Raw genomic sequence first — 23483 nt, 5'->3', positions numbered from 1 at the left:
ACGGCATGATCCGCACCGCGGCCATCGGCCTCGCCATCGCCATCGCTACCGCCCTGATCGCCGCCGCCCTGCCCGCGCAGGTCTGGCGGTCCGATCAGGGCGATGGCACCTATCGCAATCCGGTGCTGTTTGCTGACTATCCCGATCCCGACATCATTCGTGTCGAAGATGATTTCTACTTCGTATCCACCACCTTCGCCAACGCACCCGGCGTTACCATCCTCCATTCGAAGGATCTGGTGAACTGGCGCATCGCGACCCATGTGGTCGACCGGCTCGACGGCGATCCGCGCTATGATCTGAAAGATGGGGGCGACTATCGCCACGGCTTTTATGCCGCCAGCCTGCGCCGTCACAAGGGCATGTTCTACCTCGCCGTCACCCCTGTCGGGCACAAGACGCGCATCTACCGGTCGGCCAGGATCGACGGTCCCTGGACTTACAAGGAACTGGATCGTGAGGCCTTCGATCCCGCCCTCTTCATCGACGTGGACGGGACCGCCTATCTGGGCACGTCGGTCGGCACCGACGGCACGGTCACGCTGCTGACCCTCAATAACGATCTTTCCGCCGTCACCGCCGCGAGAGTCGCCTATTACAACAAGGGCGCCGAAGGATCGAAGATCATCCGCCACAATGGCTATTATTATCTGTTCAATGCCATCCCGTCCAAGCTGGCGATGACCATATCGCGATCGCGCAGCCTTTGGGGGCCGTGGGAGACCAAGCCGTCGATCGACGACAGAACCGGCGGCCATCAGGGCGCGATGGTCGATATGCCGGACGGCAGCTGGTACGGCTTCGTCATGGTGGATGCGGGCGCTGTCGGCCGCATGACCAATATCAGCCCGATCTTCTGGGAGGATGACTGGCCCTGGTGGGGCACGCCGGACAAGCCCGACATCGTGCCCGACCGGTCGCCCAAGCCGATTTCGGGCCATGCTTTCGCAGAGCCGCTTTCATCGGACGATTTTTCGTTCCGGAAACTAGGCGTGCAATGGCAGTGGAACCATAATCCCGACGACAGCAAATGGTCATTGACGCAGCGCCCCGGCTTCCTGCGGCTTCATGCAACCCAGGCAGACGGTATCTGGACCGCACGCAACACGCTGACGCAAAAGGCGCAAGGGCCAAAGATGCGTGCCATCGCGAAAATCGATACCGCCGGCATCAAGACAGGCGATGTCTGCGGCCTCGGCAGTTTTGGCAAATATAGTGCCCAGCTTGCGATCGTCGGCGACCAACAGGGGGAGCGATCGCTGCGGATGCAGCTGACCGAAAGCACGAAGGATGGTCCCCGCACGGACGTCCGAGTTCCCGCCATTCCCGTTACTGGTCGCACCCTCTGGCTGCGCACCGATATGGATTTCGATACAAAGCAGGGCCGTGTCGGATACAGCCTCGACAACCGCCTGTGGCAGGATGTCGGCGATGCCTTCCCGCTCGCTTTCGACTGGCGCACCGGCACCTTCCAGGGCCAGCAAATCGCGCTATCCTGCTACAATCCTACTCCCGCTGGCGGCTATCTCGATATCGACAGTTTCACGCTCGCGCCTCTTTCCGTCGGCGCACGACCATGACGTTCAGCCGTCGAGAAACCATGGCCGCCATGGCGGCTGGGACGGCTGCCATGGCGGCAGTCCGACCGGCTGGCGCAGTACCCGACCCGCACCCTCCACTCGCTTTATGGTATCGCCAGCCCGCTACCGAATGGACCCAGGCGTTGCCCATCGGCAACGGACGCCTGGGAGCGATGGTGTTTGGCGGCATAAGCCAGGAAAGGTTGCAGCTCAACGAAAGCACGCTCTGGGCGGGACAGCCCTATGATCCGGTGAATCCACAGGCGCTGACCATGCTACCCAAGGTGCGCGAGCTGATCTTCGCGGGCAGGATCGCTGAGGCCGAAGCGCTCGCCAACCAGACGTTGATGGCCAGACCGTTGACCCAAATGCCCTATCAGACACTGGGCGACCTGATCCTCGATTTCCCTGGCCTGGGCGACGCCAGCGCCTATCGCCGCGATCTCGATCTCGACAAGGCAATGGCGACCACCCGGTTCGAGGCGAACGACGGTGTCACTCATGTCCGTCAGGTCATCGCTTCCCCGGCGGACCAGATCATCGCCGTCCGCCTGACTGCCGACGGCAAGAATGGACTTGATGTCGATATTACTCTCCGATCCCCCCAGCGTGGAGTTCAGGTCGTCGCAGACGGTCCTGTCGGTCTGCTCCTTACCGGCCGCAACTGCGCTTCCAAGGGGCTGGAGGGTAATCTCCGTTTCGCTGCCCGCCTGACGGCTGAGGTGGAAGGCGGCACCACCGCCCAGGCTGACGGCGGCCGCCTCAACATCCGCAACGCCAAAGCCATCACTTTGTATATCGCCATGACGACCAGCCACCGGCGCTTCGATGATGTCGGCGGCGATACGATCGCAGCGACCGGCGCGACGCTCGCTAGGGTCGAGGGGCGCACCTTCGCGCGCATTGCTGCCGATACCGCCGCCGCGCATCAGCGTCTGTTCCGCCGCGTAGCCCTTAATCTGGGTACCACGGCGGCTGCGCAACTGCCCACCGATCAGCGCATCGCAACCTCCCAGACCAGCGACGATCCTGCGCTTGCGGCCCTTTATTTCGATTTTGCCCGCTACCTGATGATCTGCGCGTCACGCCCCGGCGGTCAGCCCGCCAATTTACAGGGTCTCTGGAACGACAGCCTCAATCCGCCTTGGGGTTCCAAATATACCATTAACATCAACACGCAGATGAATTATTGGCCGGCCGAGCCGACGGCACTGAGCGAATGTGTCATGCCCTTGGTGGATATGGTGCGCGAACTGGCCATCACAGGCGAACGCACCGCCCGCACCATGTATGGGGCCCGCGGCTGGGTCGCACATCACAATACGGACTTGTGGCGCGCCAGCGCGCCGATCGACGGCGCACAATTCGGCCTTTGGCCAACCGGCGGCGCATGGCTTTGTACGCATTTGTGGGACCATTATGATTATGGTCGCGAACTAGCCTACCTTAAGTCAGTATATCCCCTCATGGCCGGGGCCGCGCGTTTCTTCCTTGATACGCTCCAGCGCGATCCGACAACCGGTTTTCTCGTCACCAATCCATCGATGAGCCCTGAAAACCCACATGGGCATGGCGGCACGATTTGTGCCGGTCCAACAATGGACATGGGTATTTTACATGATCTCTTCACCCAGACGATCGAGGCCGCGACCATCTTGAAGGTCGACACCACCCTGATCGCCGAACTGCGCGCCGCGCGCGACAAACTCGCGCCTTACAAGATCGGGCACCAAGGCCAGCTTCAGGAATGGCAGCAGGATTGGGACGCGGACGCGCCCGAGCAGAATCACCGTCATGTGTCCCACCTCTACGGGCTGCATCCCTCGCGCCAGATCACACCCGATGACACCCCCGCTCTTGCAGCCGCCGCGCGCCGCACGTTGGAGATCCGGGGCGATCGGGCCACTGGCTGGGCAACCGCCTGGCGCATCAACCTGTGGGTGCGGCTGAGGGACGGGGATCACGCCCATGATATCCTGCGTTTCCTGCTTGGCCCTGAGCGTACCTATCCCAACATGTTCGACGCCCATCCGCCGTTCCAGATCGACGGCAACTTCGGTGGCGCGGCGGGCATCGTGGAAATGCTGATGGGCAGCTATGGCGACATCATCGACCTGCTCCCCGCGCTGCCCAAGGCTTGGCCGACCGGTAGCGTCACCGGCCTACGCGCGCGGGGTCGGTGCAGCGTCGACCTTCACTGGCGGGACGGCTGTCTGGACCAGGCCGTCCTGCAGCCCGAACTTTCTGAGACACGCACCGTCCGTCTTGGTGGAAAACGCCGCAAGCTAGCGCTCAAGGCAGGTATGCCGGTTTCTCTGACACCCAAGGATTTCATATGACTCTGCGCCATTATATCCTGCCTGTGATCGCTCTGTGCATCAGCACAAATCTCTGGGCGCAAACCATGCCCTCGACTGAGGCCGATCCGCTGGCTCCGACCGGTCGCTGGAGCGCGTATCAGGTCGGCAGCGCGCAGCTGCCACCGATGGGCTGGAACAGCTGGAACGCCTTTTTCACTGAGATTGACGAAGAAAAACTGCTTGGGTCCGCCCAGCGGATCAGGGATACGGGCCTTGCCGAGAAGGGCTATCGCTTCATCAACATAGACGATGGCTGGTGGCTGAAACGCCGCACAAGCGACAACAAGCTGATCATCCGCGCCGACAAATTTCCTTCGTCCCGGACCGTAAAGGGGGACCCTTCATTTCGTCCCCTGACCGACAAGCTCCACGCCATGGGTTTGAAGGCCGGCATCTATTCCGACCTTGGCCGCAACAGTTGCTCGCAGGCCTATTCCGATGGTCCGGCGCAATTGCCCGAAGGCACGGTGGCCGAGCGGGAAGTCGGCCTGTACGGACATAGCGATCAGGACATCCGTCTCTATTTCGCGGATTGGGGCTTCGACGCGATCAAGGTGGACGGCTGCGGCATCCGCGCCTTTGCCGCCGATGCGGAGCGCGTCCGCAACGGCAAGTTCCGCGCGCTTCCCCCCCTCATCGACCAGCACAGTATCACCCGTTCGGATATTCCGGCCGTCAAAGCGCTCTTTGCTGACATTAATCAGTCGCTCTCCAGATATAATCCTGACGGCGACTACATGCTCTCGCTCTGCATCTGGGGCAGCGCCGACGTCCGCTCCTGGGGCAAGGATGTAGGCAGTATCTCACGCACCAGCGACGATATCTCTCCCGACTGGGGACGAATGCTGACCAACTACGACAGCGCCGTGCGCCGCGCGTTCTACGCGCATCCGGGCAGCTGGAACGATCCCGACATGCTGTTCATCGGCAAGGGCGATTTCGATGCGGACCATCTGACCGAGGCGCGGTCGCATTTCGCACTCTGGGCGATGATGAACGCGCCTCTGCTGATCGGCGCGGATCTGCGCGCCACGCCCCAGCCTCTGCTTGATATTTTCGGCAATACCGAATTGATCGCGCTCAATCAGGACGCTGCCGGCAATCAAGCGACCGTCGCCTTCGACAGCGATGGGTTCCAGATTCTCGTCAAGACGCTGGCCAATGGCGACAAGGCCGTCGCGCTGTTCAATCGCGGACTAGCGCCCGTGGACGCCGTATTGACCGCCGATCATCTGAAATTTCGCGCCGACCGACCCGTCGCCCTGTCCGATCTGTGGACCGGCGCAAAAAGCGACTTTACCAAAGAGATGAAACTGCGGGTCCAGCCGCGGGAAACACTGGTATTCCGCGCGAATGGCGATCATGTTTTGGCCGACGGCCTCTATCTGTCGGAACAGCCCGGCGCTGTTAACCCCGCCGTAGACGGGGTCACGCAGCCTGAACCCGACCCCAGCATCTATCGTTCGATTCCCGGCTGGCGCGGCACACGCGGCATTGGCGAGCGCCCTCTATATGCCGGGTGGGGCGGCGCAATGGCTGATGCGACCCCTTATAATCAGGCGCTAGTCGTTGCAGGCCGGACCTTCTCTTCAGGCGTTGGCATCCTCGCCAATTCTCGACTGGAGGTGCGCAACAAGGGCTTTGCCCGCTTCACTGCATCGGTTGGCGTGGACGACAGTGCATTAGACGGCGACCAGCCGGTTCGCTTCTTCCTCTATGGCGACGGCAAGGCGATCGTCAGCACGCCACCGCTGCGGCGCGGCGCACCTGCCCGGCCGCTGGAGGCAGACGTCAAGGGTGTTGCCATCATCGAATTGGTGGCCCGTGCAGACGGCGTGACGAAAAACGCGGTACCCGTAACATGGGGCGACGCCGCACTGCGCCGCTGACAGGAAAGACTTTATCATGCGTCACTGCCTTGCCCGCCGGACTTTGCTTGCTTCAGCCAGTCTGCTTTTCCCGCTTTCGCCTGCCATGCTGCGGGCAGCGGCAACGCGCAGGTCACAACGCGCTGAACCGGTCCCCAGTCGCCATGTGACGCTCAAGCCATCGCCTTACGCCGATGCGATGGCGGCCAATCGGCGCTATCTTCTCTCGCTGGACCCGCAACGATTACTCCATAATTTCTACCTGTCAGCTGGGCTGGAAGCACCCGCACCGGTTTATCGCGGATGGGAGAGCGAGAGCATCGCTGGCCACACGATGGGCCACTGGATGTCGGCTGTATCGTTGACCATCGCCAACAGCGGCGATCCGGATCTTACAGCAGTGCTAGATCGGACATTGACGTCCATGCAGCACATTCAGGCGACGGAGAAAGACGGCTATCTGGGTGGCATGACCGTGATGCGCGAGGGCCAGTCGGTGCCGGGCAAGACCGTATTCGAGGAAATTCGTCGCGGCGACATTCGCGTCACCTGGGAATTAAATGGTGCCTGGGTGCCAATCTATGCCCTGCACAAGATTCTGGCCGGTCTGATCGACGCCTATCAACTGGCAGGTCGAATGCCAGCATTGCCGATCGCTGTCGGGATCGGTGACTATTTCGCAACCGTGATCGAGGGGTTGAGCGACGATCAGCTCCAGAAAATCCTGTCGGTCGAACATGGCGGCATATTGGAAAGCTACGCAGATCTGTATGCGTTGACCGGCACCGCCCGCTGGCTCGACGTCGCCCGGCGACTGCGCCACCATGCGGTTGTCGATCCTCTGGTGCGTGGCGAAGACGGGCTGGCGGGTCTGCACGCCAATACACAAATCCCCAAAATCATCGGCCTTGCGCGCCTGCACGAGGTCGGCGGCGACATGGCCGACGCCAACGCCGCGCGTTTCTTCCACGCCACTGTCACCGGCCATCACAGCTATGTCATCGGCGGCAATTCGGAACGCGAACATTTCGGTCAGCCGGATCGCCAAGGCGAACAGCTGACCACCGCCACCTGCGAAGCGTGCAACAGCTATAATATGCTCAAGCTCACGCGCCATCTTTACGGCTGGTCGCCCAGCGCAGACTGGTTCGATCTGTATGAACGGATACAGATCAATCATATGCTCGCCCATCAGTGGCCCGACACAGGTCAGTTCGTCTATTTCATGCCGATGGAGGCCGGGGCTAAGCGCGACTATTCCACGCCGGAAGACAGTTTCTGGTGCTGCGTCGGTTCCGGTATGGAAAGCCATGCCAAACATGCCGATTCCATTTACTGGCGCGATGGCTCGACGCTATTCGTCAACCTCTTCATCCCTTCGACGCTGGACCTGCCTGACGGACTGAAGCTGGACATGGACACGCGCTATCCGCAGGACGGCCAGGTGACGGTCACCGTCACCCACGCCCCTCGCCGCGCAACGGCCCTGGCCATTCGTCGCCCTGTCTGGGCCGACGGGGCCACCATCATGCTCAACGACCGCCCGCACGCTGCGCAACCGCAGGACGGCTATTGGCGCATCGATCGCCGCTGGCGCGCAGGCGATCACATCACCCTTTCCATCCCGATGACGTTGCGATCGGAACCTTTGCCCGGTGCAGCCGAAACCTACGCCTATCTGAGCGGCCCTCTGGTCCTCGCCGCCGATCTCGCCCCGGCGGATCAACGCTTCGATGGTCCCGCCCCTGCTTTGCTGATCCAGGATGAAGCGGCGAGTGCGCTGACTGCCCTTGCAGATCGCCCGCATCATTATCGCGCAACTGACGTGCTGGGCCAGCGGCATGACATCGTCCCCTTCTACCCTCTCTACGACCGCCGCACCGCCATCTATTTCCGCACCTTCACCCCGCAAAGCTGGCAGAGCGAACGCACGACCTATCTCGCAGCGGAGGCTACCCGCGTCGACCTTGCGCGTCGCACCATCGATATTTTTCATATTGGCGAAATGCAGCCCGAACGGGATCATGGCCTGACCGCCACAGGCGGGCAGAGCGCCGAATTCTATGGGAAGAAGAACCGTTCCCTGCCGCAAGGTGCGCAGGCCAGTTTCATCATGCAGCGCCGCCGCGGCCCTGCCACACTCCAGATCACCTATTGGGGCAACGACACTGGCGGTGAAATGCGTATCGTAGTGGATGGTCATGAAGTCGCCATCGAACGACGCGAACAGCGCAAACAGAATGAATGGCTGCTGATCGACTATCCACTCGCGCCGACACAGGCTGCTCAGTCCACCGTCACGCTCACCGGCCTCAAGGGCAAAAGCACCGTCTATGGCGTGCGAACCCTGGAGGCGCACTGATGGCGCTCAAATGGTGGGCGTCAATCGCCCGATGGCCCGCGCCCGCCTGCCGTAAAACAGCTCGAACAGCGGGCCAGCCATCATGGTGGTGACCACGGCCATCAGGACAAGCATCGAAAATAGCGGCGGCTGAATAATCCCCTTCTGAATGCCGATATTGACGATAATCAATTCCATCAGCCCGCGGGAATTCATCAACGCGCCAATCCCCAGTGCCGTATGATTATCTTCACCCGACAGGCGCGCAGCCAGATAACATGCACCGAATTTGGCGATGATGGAGACAAACAATATCCCTAAGGCGATCAGAAGATAGGGAACCGAGCTCATGACATCTAGCCGCGTATTAAGGCCGGAATAGGTAAAGAACATCGGCAGGAGGAGAACGACAGCCAAGGGTTCTATCTTGGCCCTCAATTCCTCGACGAACAGGCCGCGCGGCATGAACACACCCAATATGAATCCGCCGAATATCCCGTGAATGCCGATAGCGTCCATGATGAAAGCGGACAGGCAGAACAGGGTCAGCGTTATAGCCAATATCGTGGCGCTCATTTCCCCCCGCGCCTCAACGGCCCGCCCCAAGGGCGCCAGCAATTTCCGGCCGAACATCAGCAGAAATCCGACATAGGACACGGCGCCCACGATCGCGACGACGGCGATCGCGCCGTTCCCCCCCGACAAAGCCAGCACCAGGGCCAGAACGCACCATGACGCCGCATCGTCAAATGCGCCCGCCGTCAACGATAGCGTACCGAGCGGACTGTCCGCCAGACCACGCTCGTTGATGATGCGCGCCAGCATCGGAAAAGCCGTCAGCGCAATACAGGCGCCCATGAACAAGGTGGCCTGCCCCTGACCCAATCCATCGGCAAACAGACCTGGAACCTGCAATATGTAAGGCGTAATCAACACCGCCATCAGAAACGGCGCCAAGAGCCCCGCTGCCGATACCATTGCGGCATTGCGCGCTTTGGATCGAAAATGATCGAGCCTCAAGGTGAGGCCGACGAGAAACATGTAAAGGGACACGCCCAGTTGCGACCCGGCGTAAAGAACGCTGCTGGTATCCTTTGGAAAGATCATGGCGTGCAGATCGGGCGCGACCATCCCGAACAAGGACGGTCCCAGTATCACGCCCGCGATCATTTCGCCCACCACCTGCGGCTGCGCCAGAAATTTGCGGCCCAGCCAGCCAACCGCCCTGCATGCGGCGATAATCAGCACAAGTTGCAGGAAGAAATGAACGCTATAATCTGCAGGCGTGTAGCTCACCTTTTTCGCAGCCGCCACCGGTCCGTGCGGGTCCAATATGCCCGTCAGCAAGGATAGAATGTCGCCGTCCATCGCCGCCCTCCCTGTTTATCCTGTTAGCGCCATCATGGACGATCCTCCATTAAAAGCGCCAGGGCCGCCTCCGACGCCGCTGGCGTGCAACGGCGCAAAAGGTGCCCCGGACACTCCACGCATTCCCACCGGTCAGCGCTCCGCAGCAGGCACGATCGGATATTCGAAAACGGACGTCGACAAGGGCGGTACGGTCAATTGCCCGCTAAAAACCGGTGCCTTCGCCTGCGTGATGGTGACGCCGGGTTTCGCCCCGACCTTATTTGCGGCATCAACCGATTTGGCGGTGATCCGCCAGACCTTGCCTGCCCCCTTCGCCTTTGCCGATGGCATATCGATTGCAACCGTCTGCTGTTGGAACGTCGCATTCACAACGCCCAGCCGCACCGTCTTGCCATCGGGACTGAGCGCGGCGACCATATCCAGCGGCCAGGTCGCGCTACCCGCCTTCACCTGCGGGTGCGCCGATCCCATGACATGTTTGGGGTCAGGTTGCGGCACATTGCCGTCCAGCGCGACCGGCACCGTCCCCGCACCGAAATGTTCGCCATAGAACTTGAACACCAGCCCCGTCGTGTTCAACACCGCATCGGTCGGGGTAATGTCCATGGTGGACGCGCCGGACGTGAACGCCGCCATCGTCAGGAAATCGGTATGGCGGAGCATTTCCTGGATCACCATGGAATAGGCCAGCGCGGATTTCAGCGTCGCCCCATCCTTGGCCATATAGGCATATTCATCCATCGACATGAAAATGCCCTTGCCGCAATTGGCCTGGCTGATCGCGGGGAAACGTCGCCGGTAGATGTTCCATTCCTCCGCCTTCATGCGGACATGGTTGGACGGCGACCGCGCGAACTCGATCAGTTCCTCATCCGCCGGAGCGTTCGGACGCTCCTCACCCCGGTCGTACCAATGTTCGGTGATACCATCGAACGTCCCCATGGCGTTGGCGAAGAAGCCGCCGGTCCAGTCCTCCTCTGTCCCGAACTTGCGCTGGATGCTCTCCAGCGACGGATTTTCCTTCACGTCCCTGGAGTGCAACTGGTCGGGCATCGCGCCTGATGCAATCAGGGTGATCCCCGGCTGCTTCGCCCGCATCGCTGCGGCGAATTCCTTATGCTTCATCAGGTAATAATCGAGCGACGTCTTGCCGATCTGCCACCAGCCATAGGGTTCGTTGCCGATGTTCCACCATTTGACGCCATAGGGTGCGGGGTGGCCATTCGTCGCCCGCTTTGCGCCCCACTCGCTGGTCGCCGCCCCGTTTAGATATTCCACCTCTTCGGCCGCCGAATGGGCATCACCCAGACCGGCGTTGACCGTGACATAGGGTTCGACCTCCAATATGCGGGTCAATTCCATCCATTCGTCCATGCCGATGTCATTGGTTTGCATCGCGCTCCAGGCATAATCGAACATCGGAACCCGTTTGTCGCGCGGCCCCAGTGCCTGATGCCAGTCCCAGTTGGACAGGAAATTGCCGCCGGGCAATCGCCACATGCCCGATTTCAGCGATCGGGCAATCGCCGTTGTATCCGCGCGCCAGCCATTGATATTGTCCGCAGGCATTAACGACACCGCACCCACGCGGAACCGCCCGCTGCCCGTTCCCGTCACTTCCAGCCTGGCGTCCGCAGATGCCTTGCCCGCCGTGAAACGCAGCGGCAATTCGGTCCATCCGGCACCCGGCGCGGGCAGCGTCACCACCTGCCGGTCGCGTGCGCCCTCGCCCCAGATCAGCGTGACCTGCACCCTTGCCGTGGCGTCGCCGCTCAACTGAATACGGCCGACATAGTCCTGACCCGCCTTGGTCGCCATGCCACCCTGACCAAAGCCGCGGGGCGCATCGCCCGATAGCGCCACCGCCGGGCTGTACCGACCGACGAACGGATCGTTGCTGTCCATCACGACCGCATCTTCGTCCCCGATCGGCCGCCATTTGCGGAAAACAGGCGCGGGACGCCCCTCCACCGTATCAGGCACCTTATCATCCTTGCCCTCCACCCGCACAGGATAGTGGAATTTCCGGTCGTCCAGCATTTCCGCCCATAGGGTCCGGTTCACCAGACCGCCGATCGGCTCGATGAACATGCCATATTCATACGGGGTCACCGCTGCGCTGGTGCGGCTGGTATCGATCGTAGCCCGGATCGTTTGCGCATGCGCCTGAATAGCCGTCGCGCTCGACAAGGCCAGCGTCATCCAGCAAGCCGTCTTCCACCTATTGGCGTATCGCATGGTTTGTCCTCTCCTGTTATGGGCGCGGCGCAACACCACGCCGCCGCGCGCTTCTTCATCTTCTATTGCGTATCCAGCACCCGCCGCACGCGACGAGGCAGGCATCAGCGCATCGGCGTGATCGGCAATTCGAACGAACCGACCGGCAAAGGCGCCTCGTCATAAAGATTTACCACTGGCGATCCGGCCCAGGCATAGCGTACCCGTATCGCAGGCTGACCATCCCCGGTCAGAATCACGCGCACGCCTTCGATCCTGCCGGTGGCGAAGCGGCAACTGCCTGCGGCCTGACCGCACAGTTCAAAGCCGATCCCCTGCGCCGCGCTGCGCGTGTGCAGCCCGCCAGTCAGCCCGACAAAGTCGATCACCGCACCACCATCTGCCGTCGCCGTCACCCGCGCCGCCTGCGGCCCGGTGCGCGATATCCTTTCGCCATAGGCGACCGCGCGCATTGCGCGTGCCAAACGACGACCGACCTCCTGCTTCTCGCCCGGGTGGATATCGAAGGGGTCGCCCAGATCGATCGCAGCCGCCAGACCGCCATGATCGTCCTGCGCCATCGCCCGATGTTGCACCTGCCGCATTGCCGCCCAGCCACTGTCGGTCGGCTTCGTCACCGGATCGCCATAAGCCGCCAGCTGCACCGCGACGAAAGGCAGGTCGGGCGACCCAAATTGCCGCCGCCAATCGGCCATCATCGCGCGCATTCGGTCCGCATAACCGGGCAGGTCGACGTCCGATTCGCCCTGATACCAGGCCACGCCCTTCAGCCCGATCGCCCCCAATGGCGCGATCATACCATTGTAGAGCGTCCCCGTGCCGGTCGTATCACCCCACGGCACACGCGGCGCGCCAGACGGCGAACGGGTCGCCACCGCATAGCGCCACCCGTCCCCAAGCAGCACTTCGCCCGCCTGACCCAGCGACAACTTCATCACATCGACCGGCCCGGACAGGCCACCATTGGCGTAGCTGTCGAGCACATTGACGATCACCACGTTACGCCCCGGCTGCAACACGCCAGGCGGCACGTCGAAACTACTTGGCTGCCAGCTGCGGGCGCTCATCCCGACAGGCTTGCCGTTGATCCACACCCGGCCGACATCGTCGAGCAGCCCCAGCGACAAGGCGCCATTCGCCTTAGCCTGCGCCGTCGTCAGGTCGATTTCGCGCCGATACCAGACCATGCCGTTGAAATTGGCCAGCGCGGGGACACCCCATTCTTCCCACGGGCCGATCTGCGGAACGTCCGCCCACACCATTTCACTCTCGGGCTGCCATGGCTCCTTGCCGGAAGCATCGCCCGTTTCCTTGCGCCACCATTTTTCCCATTCGGCACTGGCCGCCCACTCTGCCGCGAACGGATCGCGACCGTGCAACGAAACCAGCGCCGACTGCGCGCCCTGCCCGACCGCCACCTGCGCCCGCGCGCCCATCCATGGGCTGATTCGCGATCCGCCCCAACTGCTCGCGATCGCGCCGATCGGCACCTTGGCTGTCTTGCGCAACTCGCGCGCCATATAGAAACAGGCAGCGGAAAAATCAGCAACGCTATCCGGCCCGGCAGGCCGCCAGGACGGCGACTGCGGAAAATCGCGCAGCGGATCGTCCGCCATGGCACGCGGCACCAGCATCAGCCGCAACTGATCGTCTGCGGAGGTGCGAATCTGGGTCATTGCATCCTGCGCATGACGCACTTCCAATTCCATGTTCGACTGGCCCGAACACAGGAAGACATCCCCCACTGCGACATCCTGCGCCGCAACACTGCCCGACGCCGAACGCGCCTCCAGCCTGATCGGTCCCGTCATGCTGGTCGGCGCGAACCTGGCCTCGAACCGACCCTTTTCATCGGCCCGAACTTCACGCATTACGTCGCCAAATGTTACCGCAATCATTTCTTTCGGCGTGCCGCGCCCCGTCACCATGATGGGATGATCGCGCTGGATCACGGCATGGTCGCTGAACATAGGATCAAGCTGCGGGGTCGCCCAGGCAGCAAGCGGCATGAACAGGGCCGCCCCTGAAAGAAGGTTCGACAGGCGTCTCGAGTGATGATGCGAAAACATGGCTGTCGTCCCCCTTCGTGGACCGGCCCTGTGCCGGACCGTTGTCGCAGGCATAACCGATTTTACCTGCGTCACAATGATTTTGTTATCGCTACCGTAAATGGCGGATCAGGCGGATCGTTAAATGCAATACAACTGCTTATCTCGTTGTCGCAAAATCGAGGTGCCGGTCGAAAAACGGTATCACCTGATCCTGAAAACGCCATGCGACCCGATTGGTATGATCGCCCTCATATATCTCGAAACTGTTGGCGATGCCGTTGCGATCCAGTATCGTGTGCAACATCTGCGCGTCGCCCTTCAGCCCATCCTTGTCACCGACATCGATCGCGATCGCCCTATAGCGACGCAGGTCGCCAATATATTGATCGACAAAGGCGAGCGGGGCATTGGCCGCCCATTTTGCCAGAATATCGGGCCGTACCTTTCCGTCCTTGACCGGCAAGTCCAGATAGAGCGGCGGGTTTTTGGGATTGGGTGACCAGGCCGCCCCTGTTGCGAGTTGCGCCCGCAGGAGGAACGGCAACGCCGCCGAATCCGCAGGCGTCTTGACCGCGTCCAGGGCAGACAGGGCAGCGCCATCCATCGGCCCAACCTCTCTTGCGGACAAACAGCAGGGGCTCATCATGTACAGCGCGCCGAACATGTCGGCATGTTTCATGCCGATACGACTGGTGCCATATCCACCCATGCTATGGCCGGCGAGGCCACGACTCTCTCGCTGGGCAAGGGTCCGGTAATGGCTATCGACGTAGGCGATCAGATCGCGGGCGATGAACGTCTCGAAATCACCGGTCGTCACCGAACGGGAATACATCGATCCATTATGCACCGTCTTTGAATCCGGCAGCACCATTATCATTTCCTTCGCACCCGCGAAGAAGGCGTTGGACACTGCTCCACTGCTCTGCGCCGATCGAATATCCATGAAGGGCATAGACGACCGGATAACGCCGCCCCCGATCCTTCCCATAACTGGGCGGCAAAGCCACCAGCACGTCCCGGTCGGCCGACTCGCCTTCCAGATTACCTGCGATCGTCGGTGCGTGAACCTTGATCCGTTGGACGGTCACTCCTTTCGCGCCAGCTACCGCAGCCGGTCCGTTCGTAGGCACCTGCGCCGGTAACGCTGACGCAACCGCCCCTATGATGACGGTCACAAATGCCGCCATTCCCAATGCTCGCCTCATGGTCGCTTCTCCTTCCGCAATTATGGTTATGAAATCAGTCACCCACCTCGCAGCATCCGCATCACCAGCGTTCGGATGCGACCGTAATTGCCCTGCTCAAGCGGCCCCAGAACGCCATGTTTTTCCTCCGGAAGATGCGCCAGTGGATGACCGCCCGGGCGAAATACATAATGATCGAAATAGGCGCGCCATGCCGCCCTTTCGGGTGCAGGCCGTTCGGCAATGGCTATCATCGACAGGAGCAAGGCCGCATAAGGCGAATCACGCCCCGCGGAAAAACCGTCCCACCAATAGTTCACAAGGATGTTGAAGGGATCGAGCGCCTCAACCTGATGCCACCAAAGCTTTGGCAGATAGAGCGCATCGCCTGCATTCAAATCCACAATGACGGCTTTTGCCTTGGCCTGCGCAAACCGGGGATAGGCAGCGGCATTTTCGGCGAACCCTGCCGCCATGGACACAGGCTGCCCCGACAGCGTGTGATCGATCGGCCCGATATAAAGGTCGCCGATCGCGTCAGGCGGATAGAGCGTGAAGCGGCGACGCCCGGCCACGACGCAGGCCAGATTATCATAGCTGTCATAGTGGCAGGCAACCGTTGACCGGTTCCCCACCCACAGGCGTGGCTGTATATGAACGCCCAGCGCCGGACTGGAATTCTCTGCTGCAAAGCCGGGGAAATGAGCATCGATTGATAGCGATCCCATATAGCCGGTTTCGCTCTGACCAAGAGCGTTGGCTGCGATCCGCGACAACGCATCGCGGACCTTCATCGCTTCCCGGGAAAAATTGAACCCGCTCAGCTCTTCTCCATAATGATAGCGCCCTTCCAGCGCTGCCGGCGCCGAAAAATATTCCGCCGTCTGTCCTCCATCGAATTGGGCAAGGTAGGCGATCACCGCATACACCCCCTGCGCGGCTTCCCTTACCACCGGCCAGTCATAGCAATGCCCCCGGATTATCACCGGTCGACAGTGCGATGTTAGTGCAAGCAATTCATCGGCGCCGCAAATATCCGACGCATTGCATTCCTGAACGGGCCGAGCGCCATCGACAACGGTCACAGCATAGCAGCCAGCCGTTCGTTGCGCCGTCGCGCCATCAACGGAATATGCTGGAGCGACATAATCATGGCATAGGCGTATTGCATATGCCCCGCCCGAAAGAGGTCTAGTGCTGCCGAATCGCCAATGTCCCCCATGACATCAAGACTGACAGTATACAGCCCTTCCAGGCGCAAACGCTCCCCATCATCGAAACTAAGCGAAACGTCGATCGGCTCGACAAGCCCATAAGATAGAAGCTTGGCGATAAAGGCCTCCGTCGCGCCTTCTTCTGCCATCAACCGTCCCAATGCCGCCTGTACGGCTTTCAGCGAGTGAGACGGAAGGCCTTCGCCATCGAACAGCGACTCGCCGCCAGTCGCCGACGCGAACCGATTATGCGCGCGATCCAGCGCCATATTGTCCTCGACAGCGAAAAAACCTTCCCTGACCGCTTCCAGCGGATGAAAAGCGGGCCGGTCATCCGGGGCGACCGTCAATCGCTCTCCGGGTCGAAATCCCTGTAATGCGCCGATATAGAAGGCTCCGGTATCCTGCCGCTTGGACAGCAGCAGCGGACAGGCGACCGCGGCGGCTGGAAACTCGCTCAGCACGATCCGCACGAAGGGTGCGGCAATCTCGGGCGCTCGCATTCTAACTGTGGCGTGTGTTTCACTATTTACCAGCTCGATTGACGGCATACCCTCTCCTCCCGAACGATTCTCACATTCTGAACATCGTAAAAATGGCCCATTTGCCACAAACCTGGGCTCTTTTACGCTCCGCGACAATTACGCCTACAATTTCTCTTGATCGTCCATTTCGATAGCGCTAACATTTCTTACAGAAAAAAAGAAGGTCGGTTGAGGATGCGCATTTTTGCCACTCAGGCGGGGGCGTGTACTTACCCGAGCCTATAAAAATGATCGCCGCGGCAATTGTGCTGCGGTGTTCAGGCGAGACAATGTCTGAACTTGGGGAGGATCATGCAGTATAATATACATAACATGCGCGCTTCACGTAGCCGCATAAAGCTTGCGACCACTGCCAGCCTGCTGGCCGTGGCATTGGCCTTTCCGGCGAGGGCACAGGAGGCTGACCAAAGCGCGATTACATCGCCAGCCAGCGAATCCGACATCGTCGTCACCGGCATCCGCGGGTCATTGCAGCGCAATCTCGACATCAAACGTACGTCTGCAGGCGTAGTGGATGTCATTTCGTCGGAAGACATCGGTAAATTCCCGGATTCGAACGTTGCAGCCTCGTTGCAGCGTCTGCCGGGTGTCTCGATCAACCGATCAGGATCGCGTGGCGAACCGGACGGCATCACCGTTCGCGGTTTCGGAGGCGACTTCAACGAAACGCTGATCGACGGCCGCCGCATATCGACCGCCACGGGTGGGCGATCGGTTGACTTCTCCTCGGTCGGCGCAGATTTCGTCGGTCAGCTTGCCGTGCTCAAGACGCCGGATGTATCCTTGTCCAGCAGTTCGATCGGCGCAACCGTCAATATCTCCTATCCCAAGCCCTTCGACAGCCCCGGCACGCGCGTAGCACTCAGCGCTTCGGGATCGGTGCAGGACGATGCCGGAAAGGTTGTGCCAACGATCGGCGCGCTGTTCAGCAAAACCTTTGCAGATGATACGATCGGCATTCTGGTCGACGGCATATATACCCGTCGCGATACGCAGGTAAACCGCGTCTATGTATCGGGCTGGCAGGGTGGCCTGTTCGCACCATGTCAGTTGGCGGGCAGCGATGCTGCAACATGCAACCCCTCCGATGCCGCAACCGCTTCGGCAAGCGACAGAAAGAGCGTCGTTGGCTGGTATGGCCAGCAATATGGCGCCGATCAGCGCTACACCAAGGATGAACGCATCGATGGCCGTATCGCGCTGCAATGGGCACCGTCCGACGATATCGTCCTGACGCTGGATGATAATTATTCGCGGCAGAAGATCGTCACCGACATTTCCGGATTCGGCGTCTGGTTCAACCAGGGATCGATGCGCAATGTCGAGCAGGATGAAAACGGCACCGCGATTGACTTCGTTCAGCAAGGTTCGCCGACCGATTTCACGGCCGGCACCGATACGCGCGTGCTGGAAACCAACCAGGTCGGCCTGAACCTCAAATGGGACGCCACGCCCAATCTCAAGATTGAAGCGGACGGCAGCTACTCCAAGAGCCGCCAGAATCCAGGTGGTGAAATCAGCAGCGAAAATGGCGACATCGGCTATGGTGGCCTGCTCGGCACCGCCAACGGCATCCGCGTTTCCGGAAACAGCAGCAAGGCATTCCCGGAATTGACGGCCTACGGTCCCAATGGCGATGCGGCACGCTGGCTCGATCAGACTATCCTTGGCTCGCATGTCACGGTGCGACAGCAGCAACTCAACAGCGACGAAATCAAGCAGTTCCGATTGGGTGCAACTTGGGAACAGGATAATCTGACCATCAAGATCGGTGGTCGCTACATGGAGGACCGGTTCAAGCTGCAAAATAGCAGCACTTTCACCAACAATTTCTGGCAGGCCTACGCCGGTTACGGTGGTCCATCCGGTCAGGGCAGCGGCGTGCTGATGCCAGCCAGCCTGTATAATGGCGTTATCAGCACAAAGAATTTCATCCCCGGCTTTTCGGGCAGCCTGCCACCAGGCTTGCTGGTCTATGACGCAAGGGAATATCAGCGTTATCTGGAAGGGCTGGGCAATCCACAGGCACAGAATATTCCCGGCTACAACTATGGCTGCTGCGGCACGGCCTTTACCGGCAAGTTCGATCTGCTGCTCGATCCCGGCAGCGTGCAGGATGTGCGTGAAAAGACATGGTCGGCCTATGTTCGCGTGAATTTCGAGGCTGACGTGGCCGGTATGCCGTTCCACTTCAATGCAGGCGCGCGCGAAGAAATTACGAAATTGGTGTCCGCAGGCATCGGGCGATTGCCGACTTCCATCACCGGAAGCACGGCAGACCCGACGTTGCTGACGGTTGCGTTCGGCGAATCCCAACCGATATCGACCAGGAGCAGTTATTCCTACTTCTTGCCGAGCCTCGACATGAAGCTCGAGCTTACCGATACCCTGCACTTGCGTTTCGATGCATCGCGCACGCTCACACGCCCTGCTTTGAACACGCTGACGCCGGTTCTCAATGTGGGTGTCGGACAGCGCGTCGGCGCATTGACCGCGACGGGCGGCAACCCCAATCTGAAACCCTATCTTGCTGACAATTTCGATCTGGCAGCGGAATGGTATTATCAGCGCAACTCCTACGCATCCGTGAATTTCTTCCTCAAGGATGTGTCGAACTTCGTTGTTGCCGGTACGCAACGTCAGACGATCAACGGTGTTGTGGATCCTTCGACCGGCACGACGGCCGTCTTCACCGTGTCGCAACGGGTCAACGGACCATCAGCAACGATCAAAGGTGTCGAACTGGCTTGGCAGCATGTCTTTGGCGACACGGGATTTGGCTTCAATGCCAACGCCACCTTCGTCAAGACGAACAAGCCCTACGACGAGGATAATCTGTCGCAGAGCGGTTTCGCCGTCACCGGCCTTGCCAATTCGGCCAACCTGGTTGCTTTCTACGACAAGAATGGCTTCCAGTTCCGGACGGCGGTCAACTGGCGCGACAAGTATCTGCGTGAATTTGGTCAGGCACAGAATAATTCGGCCTTTGGTGCAGAACCGACTTTCGTCAATTCCAGCCTTCAGGTCGATCTGAGCACCAGCTACCAGATCAACGATCGGATCAGCGTCTTCGGTGAAGCACTGAACGTGACCAACGAAACGATTAGTACTCACGGGCGCTTCTCGAACCAGTTGCTGGATGTGTACGCCTACGGCCGCCGCTTCACGGCGGGCGCACGCTACCGCTTCTAAACTCTGTCTCGCCCTGGAGAGGATGTCAGTTGACATCCTCTCCCCTTTCTCGGGTAATTTCCAAATGGCCAATCCCGTCCGCAACATCATTGTCGTCGGTGGCGGAACTGCCGGCTGGTTGACGGCAGGCGTTATAGCCGCCCGCCACCAAGGTCGCATCGGGCGGCATTTTACCGTTACGCTGGTCGAATCCCCCAATGCTCCCATCATCGGCGTGGGCGAAGGTACCTGGCCGACGCTTCGCACTACCTTGTCACGCATGGGAGTATCTGAAACCGATTTCTTCCGCGAATGCGACGCCTCCTTTAAGCAGGGCGCCCGGTTTGCCCGCTGGACGACAGGCGCGCCCGACGACGGCTATTACCATCCGCTGATGCTACCCCAGAATTTCGGGCAGGTGAATCTTGCGCCGCACTGGCTGGCAGACGAAGGTGATGAAAGTTTCTGCGACAGCGTCTGTTCGCAGGGACGCATCTGCGACGATGGGCTGGCGCCCAAGACGATTGCGACCGCTGAATATGACGCCATTGCCAACTATGCTTATCATCTGGACGCAGGCAAATTCGCACCATTTCTGCAACGTCATTGCTGCAATAAGCTCGGCGTGCGTCATATTCTGGCTGATGTCGAGGCGGTGTTGATGCGGGATAATGGCGACATCCGCGCCGTCCGCACCACCCAGGCTGGCGAAGTCGAAGGCGATCTTTTTGTCGATTGCACCGGCTTCAAGGCATTGCTGATCGAGGGTGCGATGCACGTGCCGTTCAAAGATTGTAATGATGTCCTCTTTTGCGACACGGCGCTTGCAATGCAAGTGCCTTACGAAAGCCCAAACGGTGCGATCGCCTCCCACACCATTTCCACCGCTCAAAGCGCAGGCTGGATTTGGGATATCGGGATCCAGACGCGTCGGGGAATCGGCCATGTCTATTCCAGCAATCATATCTCGCACGAGGCTGCCGAGCGCGAATTGCGCGCGTACATCGGTTCAGCCGCCGATGGTCTGAACGCGAGAAAGATCACCATCCGGTCAGGTCATCGCCAAACATTCTGGAAAGGCAATTGCGTCGCGGTTGGTCTGGCCGCGGGGTTCCTGGAACCGCTCGAAGCCTCTGCTATCGTCCTTGTTGAACTGTCGGCCAAGATCATCGCCGAGCAAATGCCCGCATGCCGCGAGGTAATGGACATCATTGCAACCCGGTTCAATGCGACGACCCATTATCGCTGGGGCCGGATCATCGATTTCCTTAAGCTACATTATGTGTTGACGCAGCGCAGGGACAGTGCATTCTGGCATGACAATGTTCGTGAAGAGAGCATACCGGACCGGCTAAAAAACCTTTTGCTGCTATGGCGTTACCAGTCACCAGCCTTCCTGGACGAATTCGACCGCGTTGAAGAAGTCTTCCCGGCGGCCAGCTACCAATATGTCCTTTATGGCATGGGCTTCAAAACTGAAGTGAATGCGACCGATCTCTCGCACGATAGGCATCTTGCCCTCAGAGCACGGCGGGAGAATGCCGCCATGACGGCAAAGCTAGTTGCCGGACTCCCACGCCATCGCGACCTGATCGAGAAAATTGTGGCGCATGGGCTGCAGCCGATCTGACCAACTACAGCCCTGATCGCTTTACCGATTGCCGCTCAAACGATTGGCCGCATTGGCCAGTTCTATCCAGGCCGCGCCTTCGGGAATCACATATTCATTCTCGCCCCAAAAGAACGGCCAGTCCTCATGATTCTCCGGGAAATCCGGCTTAATCACCAGCACACCCGGCACGACTCCGCCAGCGATGAAGGAAAAGTCCGCACGATTATTGCCATAGGCGACTTCCTTCGACACAGTGCCAACAGCCGATATGAAACTGATATCGGATCCAGGATGGTGCCCCGTCAGGAATGCCACACCTCGAAATGTGGCATCAGGCCCGACGATTTCGGGGAACGCGCGATGCAGCGCCTCGCTGGTCAGCGCATAGCCAAGCACGGTACCAGATCCGGCCCAGCCGCTAGTGGTAATCGGGACGCCGAACGGATTGGCCGTTGCCGTCACTTCGCTTTCAGTCTGCCAGTGTCTCACAGCCGGCATCATCGCCTTGCGATAGGCGACTGGCATGAATGGGATCGCCGCCACTGCCGTCTGCGCGATGAAACCAAAGCCACTCTCGACCTTAGGCCAGAGCGTCATCACGGCTTTGGCATAAAAGGGCTTGCGCGTCGTGCGCAGCAATTCCACCGCTGCACTGAACATCTCTGCGTCCAACGGCCCGCCGGTCGTATTGCCATGACGGAACGTGTCAGGCGCATGCCCCCGCTCTTCCTGCCACGCCCGCTCCGCCATCGCGAGCGCCCGCTGCGCCAGTGCATCATCATGACCCTTCAGTACCCGCGCGGCGGCGGCCAGTCCGGCGATTGCGCCATAATTGAGCGCTGACGCTTTGGTGGTAAAAGCCCAACGATCGTCTGGATTACCGCTCCGGCCACCCATCACTTCGCCAGGTTTCAGCGCCGGATCATAGAGCAGTCCATCGGTCTTGTTTACCGCGTCGCCCAGATGGGTATATTGCGCCACATCAGGTTCCACGATGCCGTGGATGGCATGCCCCACCGCATCAAGTTGCGCGAGCAATTGCAGCGTGCCGTGCGCGACCTGCTGCACGAGATCCGGCGTACCGTCCGGGACATGCATTTCGACATGCCGACGCGTCTGATCGACGCTCACCGTATCGCGGGTCAGGCCATATCGCTCCTGCGCATCGGCGAGCGATCGGACCACCTGATATTGCGACTGGGTGCGGATATCAAAATCGCCTGCATCATACCAGCCACCAACATTCAGGCCGGGAATATGGTCGCCCGGTTTAAAACGCGTGTCAGTAGTCGGTCCTTGCCGATACAAGTCGATATGTTCATAATTTATCGGTGCCTGCCGCGCATCGTCGCGATGGGAATCACCATGCCAACTGCGATAAGCTTCGTTGACCGAGACATGGTCCATTGCGACAGGGAAATAGACATCATTGGTGGAATGCCACGCATCGGCGTAGACGTCCGCCGCGATGCGGAACGGTGCAGTGCGCACGTCGCCATAATCCAACCTGTAGAGTCCCGGCTCTCGTACCGCGCTGAAATCCATCTGGAGATAATGATAGCGCAGATAATCACCCCATTCGCGCGCCCCCGCCGTAGGTACCGGTGTCTCGCTTCCATTCGCATCGATGCGTAAAAGCCTCAGAGGCGGCCTTCGGGCATCCTTGCGATCCAGTTCGACGGTGGCAACCTTCTGCCCGGCAGGCGCGTAGCCAAGCTGCGAATGGGCTATTACCGGCCTGCGTAGCCAGGCTGCATCACTCTGTGGCTTCACAAGCCATTGCAGCACCGTGCCAGTTTTGCCTGCAGGCAAGAGAGAGATCGTGTCCCACGAGGTGGTGTAGCTGGGGTCGATCCACGCTATTTCCGGCGTCAGTCTGAGCCGATCATGTGCCCGGCACTGCCGACAGCATGATGATGGGATTGTCGCTGAGCGGTGCCATTGT

General features: G+C 60.2%; 14 protein-coding genes. 6 read left to right on the top strand and 8 right to left on the bottom strand.

From position 1 onward, the window contains the following. The first annotated feature begins 5 nt into the window (after positions 1-5). The 4 genes from RQH62_RS22745 (at position 6) to RQH62_RS22730 (ending at position 8170) form a co-directional block, all read left to right on the top strand. Positions 6-1580 (top strand): glycoside hydrolase 43 family protein, encoded by a 1575-nt coding sequence (locus RQH62_RS22745; RefSeq protein WP_311270931.1) that lies wholly within the window; start codon positions 6-8, stop codon positions 1578-1580. Then, complete coding sequence (locus tag RQH62_RS22740) at positions 1577-3919, top strand: glycoside hydrolase family 95 protein (RefSeq protein WP_311270930.1); 2343 nt, start codon at positions 1577-1579, stop codon at positions 3917-3919. The genes RQH62_RS22745 and RQH62_RS22740 overlap by 4 nt, the downstream gene beginning before the upstream one ends. Then, on the top strand, positions 3916-5829 hold the full coding sequence (locus RQH62_RS22735) for an NPCBM/NEW2 domain-containing protein (protein ID WP_311270929.1): 1914 nt from the start codon (positions 3916-3918) through the stop codon (positions 5827-5829). Before RQH62_RS22740 ends, RQH62_RS22735 begins: the two co-directional genes overlap by 4 nt. A gap of 85 nt (positions 5830-5914) precedes the next feature. Then, complete coding sequence (locus tag RQH62_RS22730; RefSeq protein WP_311270928.1) at positions 5915-8170, top strand: glycoside hydrolase family 127 protein; 2256 nt, start codon at positions 5915-5917, stop codon at positions 8168-8170. Positions 8171-8176: 6 nt separating this feature from the next. Here RQH62_RS22730 and RQH62_RS22725 read toward each other — a convergent pair whose 3' ends face one another. The 7 genes from RQH62_RS22725 to RQH62_RS22695 all read right to left on the bottom strand — a co-directional run bounded on the left by RQH62_RS22725 (position 8177) and on the right by RQH62_RS22695 (position 16761). Then, positions 8177-9517, bottom strand: a complete 1341-nt coding sequence (locus RQH62_RS22725) for a cation:proton antiporter (RefSeq protein WP_311270927.1) — start codon at positions 9515-9517, stop codon at positions 8177-8179. Positions 9518-9649: 132 nt separating this feature from the next. After that, entirely contained in the window at positions 9650-11758 is a 2109-nt protein-coding gene (locus RQH62_RS22720; RefSeq protein WP_311270926.1) for an alpha-L-arabinofuranosidase C-terminal domain-containing protein, read from the bottom strand. Positions 11759-11862: 104 nt separating this feature from the next. After that, complete coding sequence (locus RQH62_RS22715) at positions 11863-13767, bottom strand: sialate O-acetylesterase (RefSeq protein ID WP_311270925.1); 1905 nt, start codon at positions 13765-13767, stop codon at positions 11863-11865. A 199-nt stretch (positions 13768-13966) separates the two neighbouring features. Beyond that, entirely contained in the window at positions 13967-14683 is a 717-nt protein-coding gene (locus RQH62_RS22710) for an alpha/beta hydrolase-fold protein (protein WP_311270924.1), read from the bottom strand. Continuing rightward, complete coding sequence (locus tag RQH62_RS22705; protein ID WP_311270923.1) at positions 14652-15017, bottom strand: hypothetical protein; 366 nt, start codon at positions 15015-15017, stop codon at positions 14652-14654. The genes RQH62_RS22710 and RQH62_RS22705 overlap by 32 nt, the downstream gene beginning before the upstream one ends. Before the next feature lie 38 nt (positions 15018-15055). After that, positions 15056-16081, bottom strand: a complete 1026-nt coding sequence (locus RQH62_RS22700) for a cupin-like domain-containing protein (protein ID WP_405053584.1) — start codon at positions 16079-16081, stop codon at positions 15056-15058. Next, positions 16078-16761 (bottom strand): SapC family protein, encoded by a 684-nt coding sequence (locus RQH62_RS22695; protein WP_311270922.1) that lies wholly within the window; start codon positions 16759-16761, stop codon positions 16078-16080. The genes RQH62_RS22700 and RQH62_RS22695 overlap by 4 nt, the downstream gene beginning before the upstream one ends. A 306-nt stretch (positions 16762-17067) precedes the next feature. On the opposite strand from RQH62_RS22695, the gene RQH62_RS22690 reads away from it, so the two are divergent. Together RQH62_RS22690 and RQH62_RS22685 are read left to right on the top strand one after the other, a co-directional pair. After that, positions 17068-19947, top strand: a complete 2880-nt coding sequence (locus tag RQH62_RS22690) for a TonB-dependent receptor (RefSeq protein WP_311270921.1) — start codon at positions 17068-17070, stop codon at positions 19945-19947. A gap of 64 nt (positions 19948-20011) precedes the next feature. Continuing rightward, positions 20012-21556, top strand: coding sequence for a tryptophan halogenase family protein (locus RQH62_RS22685; protein WP_311270920.1), 1545 nt, complete (start codon positions 20012-20014; stop codon positions 21554-21556). Positions 21557-21577: 21 nt separating this feature from the next. Here RQH62_RS22685 and RQH62_RS22680 read toward each other — a convergent pair whose 3' ends face one another. Continuing rightward, positions 21578-23311, bottom strand: coding sequence for a glycoside hydrolase family 9 protein (locus tag RQH62_RS22680; RefSeq protein ID WP_311270919.1), 1734 nt, complete (start codon positions 23309-23311; stop codon positions 21578-21580). Positions 23312-23483 lie beyond the last annotated feature (172 nt).

Source organism: Sphingobium sp. WCS2017Hpa-17 (assembly GCF_031843765.1).
Taxonomy (GTDB): Bacteria; Pseudomonadota; Alphaproteobacteria; order Sphingomonadales; family Sphingomonadaceae; genus Sphingobium.
This window is presented reverse-complemented; position numbering and strand designations above follow the sequence as displayed.

Excerpts from the sequence above, each read along its gene's own strand:
- RQH62_RS22745 (WP_311270931.1), top strand. The coding sequence starts at position 6 with ATGATCCGCACCGCGGCCATCGGCCTCGCCATCGCCATCGCTACCGCC.
- RQH62_RS22740 (WP_311270930.1), top strand. The coding sequence starts at position 1,577 with ATGACGTTCAGCCGTCGAGAAACCATGGCCGCCATGGCGGCTGGGACG.
- RQH62_RS22735 (WP_311270929.1), top strand. The coding sequence starts at position 3,916 with ATGACTCTGCGCCATTATATCCTGCCTGTGATCGCTCTGTGCATCAGC.
- RQH62_RS22730 (WP_311270928.1), top strand. The coding sequence starts at position 5,915 with ATGCTGCGGGCAGCGGCAACGCGCAGGTCACAACGCGCTGAACCGGTC.
- RQH62_RS22725 (WP_311270927.1), bottom strand. The coding sequence starts at position 9,517 with ATGGACGGCGACATTCTATCCTTGCTGACGGGCATATTGGACCCGCAC.
- RQH62_RS22720 (WP_311270926.1), bottom strand. The coding sequence starts at position 11,758 with ATGCGATACGCCAATAGGTGGAAGACGGCTTGCTGGATGACGCTGGCC.
- RQH62_RS22715 (WP_311270925.1), bottom strand. The coding sequence starts at position 13,767 with ATGCCGCTTGCTGCCTGGGCGACCCCGCAGCTTGATCCTATGTTCAGC.
- RQH62_RS22710 (WP_311270924.1), bottom strand. The coding sequence starts at position 14,683 with ATGGTGCTGCCGGATTCAAAGACGGTGCATAATGGATCGATGTATTCC.
- RQH62_RS22705 (WP_311270923.1), bottom strand. The coding sequence starts at position 15,017 with ATGAGGCGAGCATTGGGAATGGCGGCATTTGTGACCGTCATCATAGGG.
- RQH62_RS22695 (WP_311270922.1), bottom strand. The coding sequence starts at position 16,761 with ATGCCGTCAATCGAGCTGGTAAATAGTGAAACACACGCCACAGTTAGA.
- RQH62_RS22690 (WP_311270921.1), top strand. The coding sequence starts at position 17,068 with ATGCGCGCTTCACGTAGCCGCATAAAGCTTGCGACCACTGCCAGCCTG.
- RQH62_RS22685 (WP_311270920.1), top strand. The coding sequence starts at position 20,012 with ATGGCCAATCCCGTCCGCAACATCATTGTCGTCGGTGGCGGAACTGCC.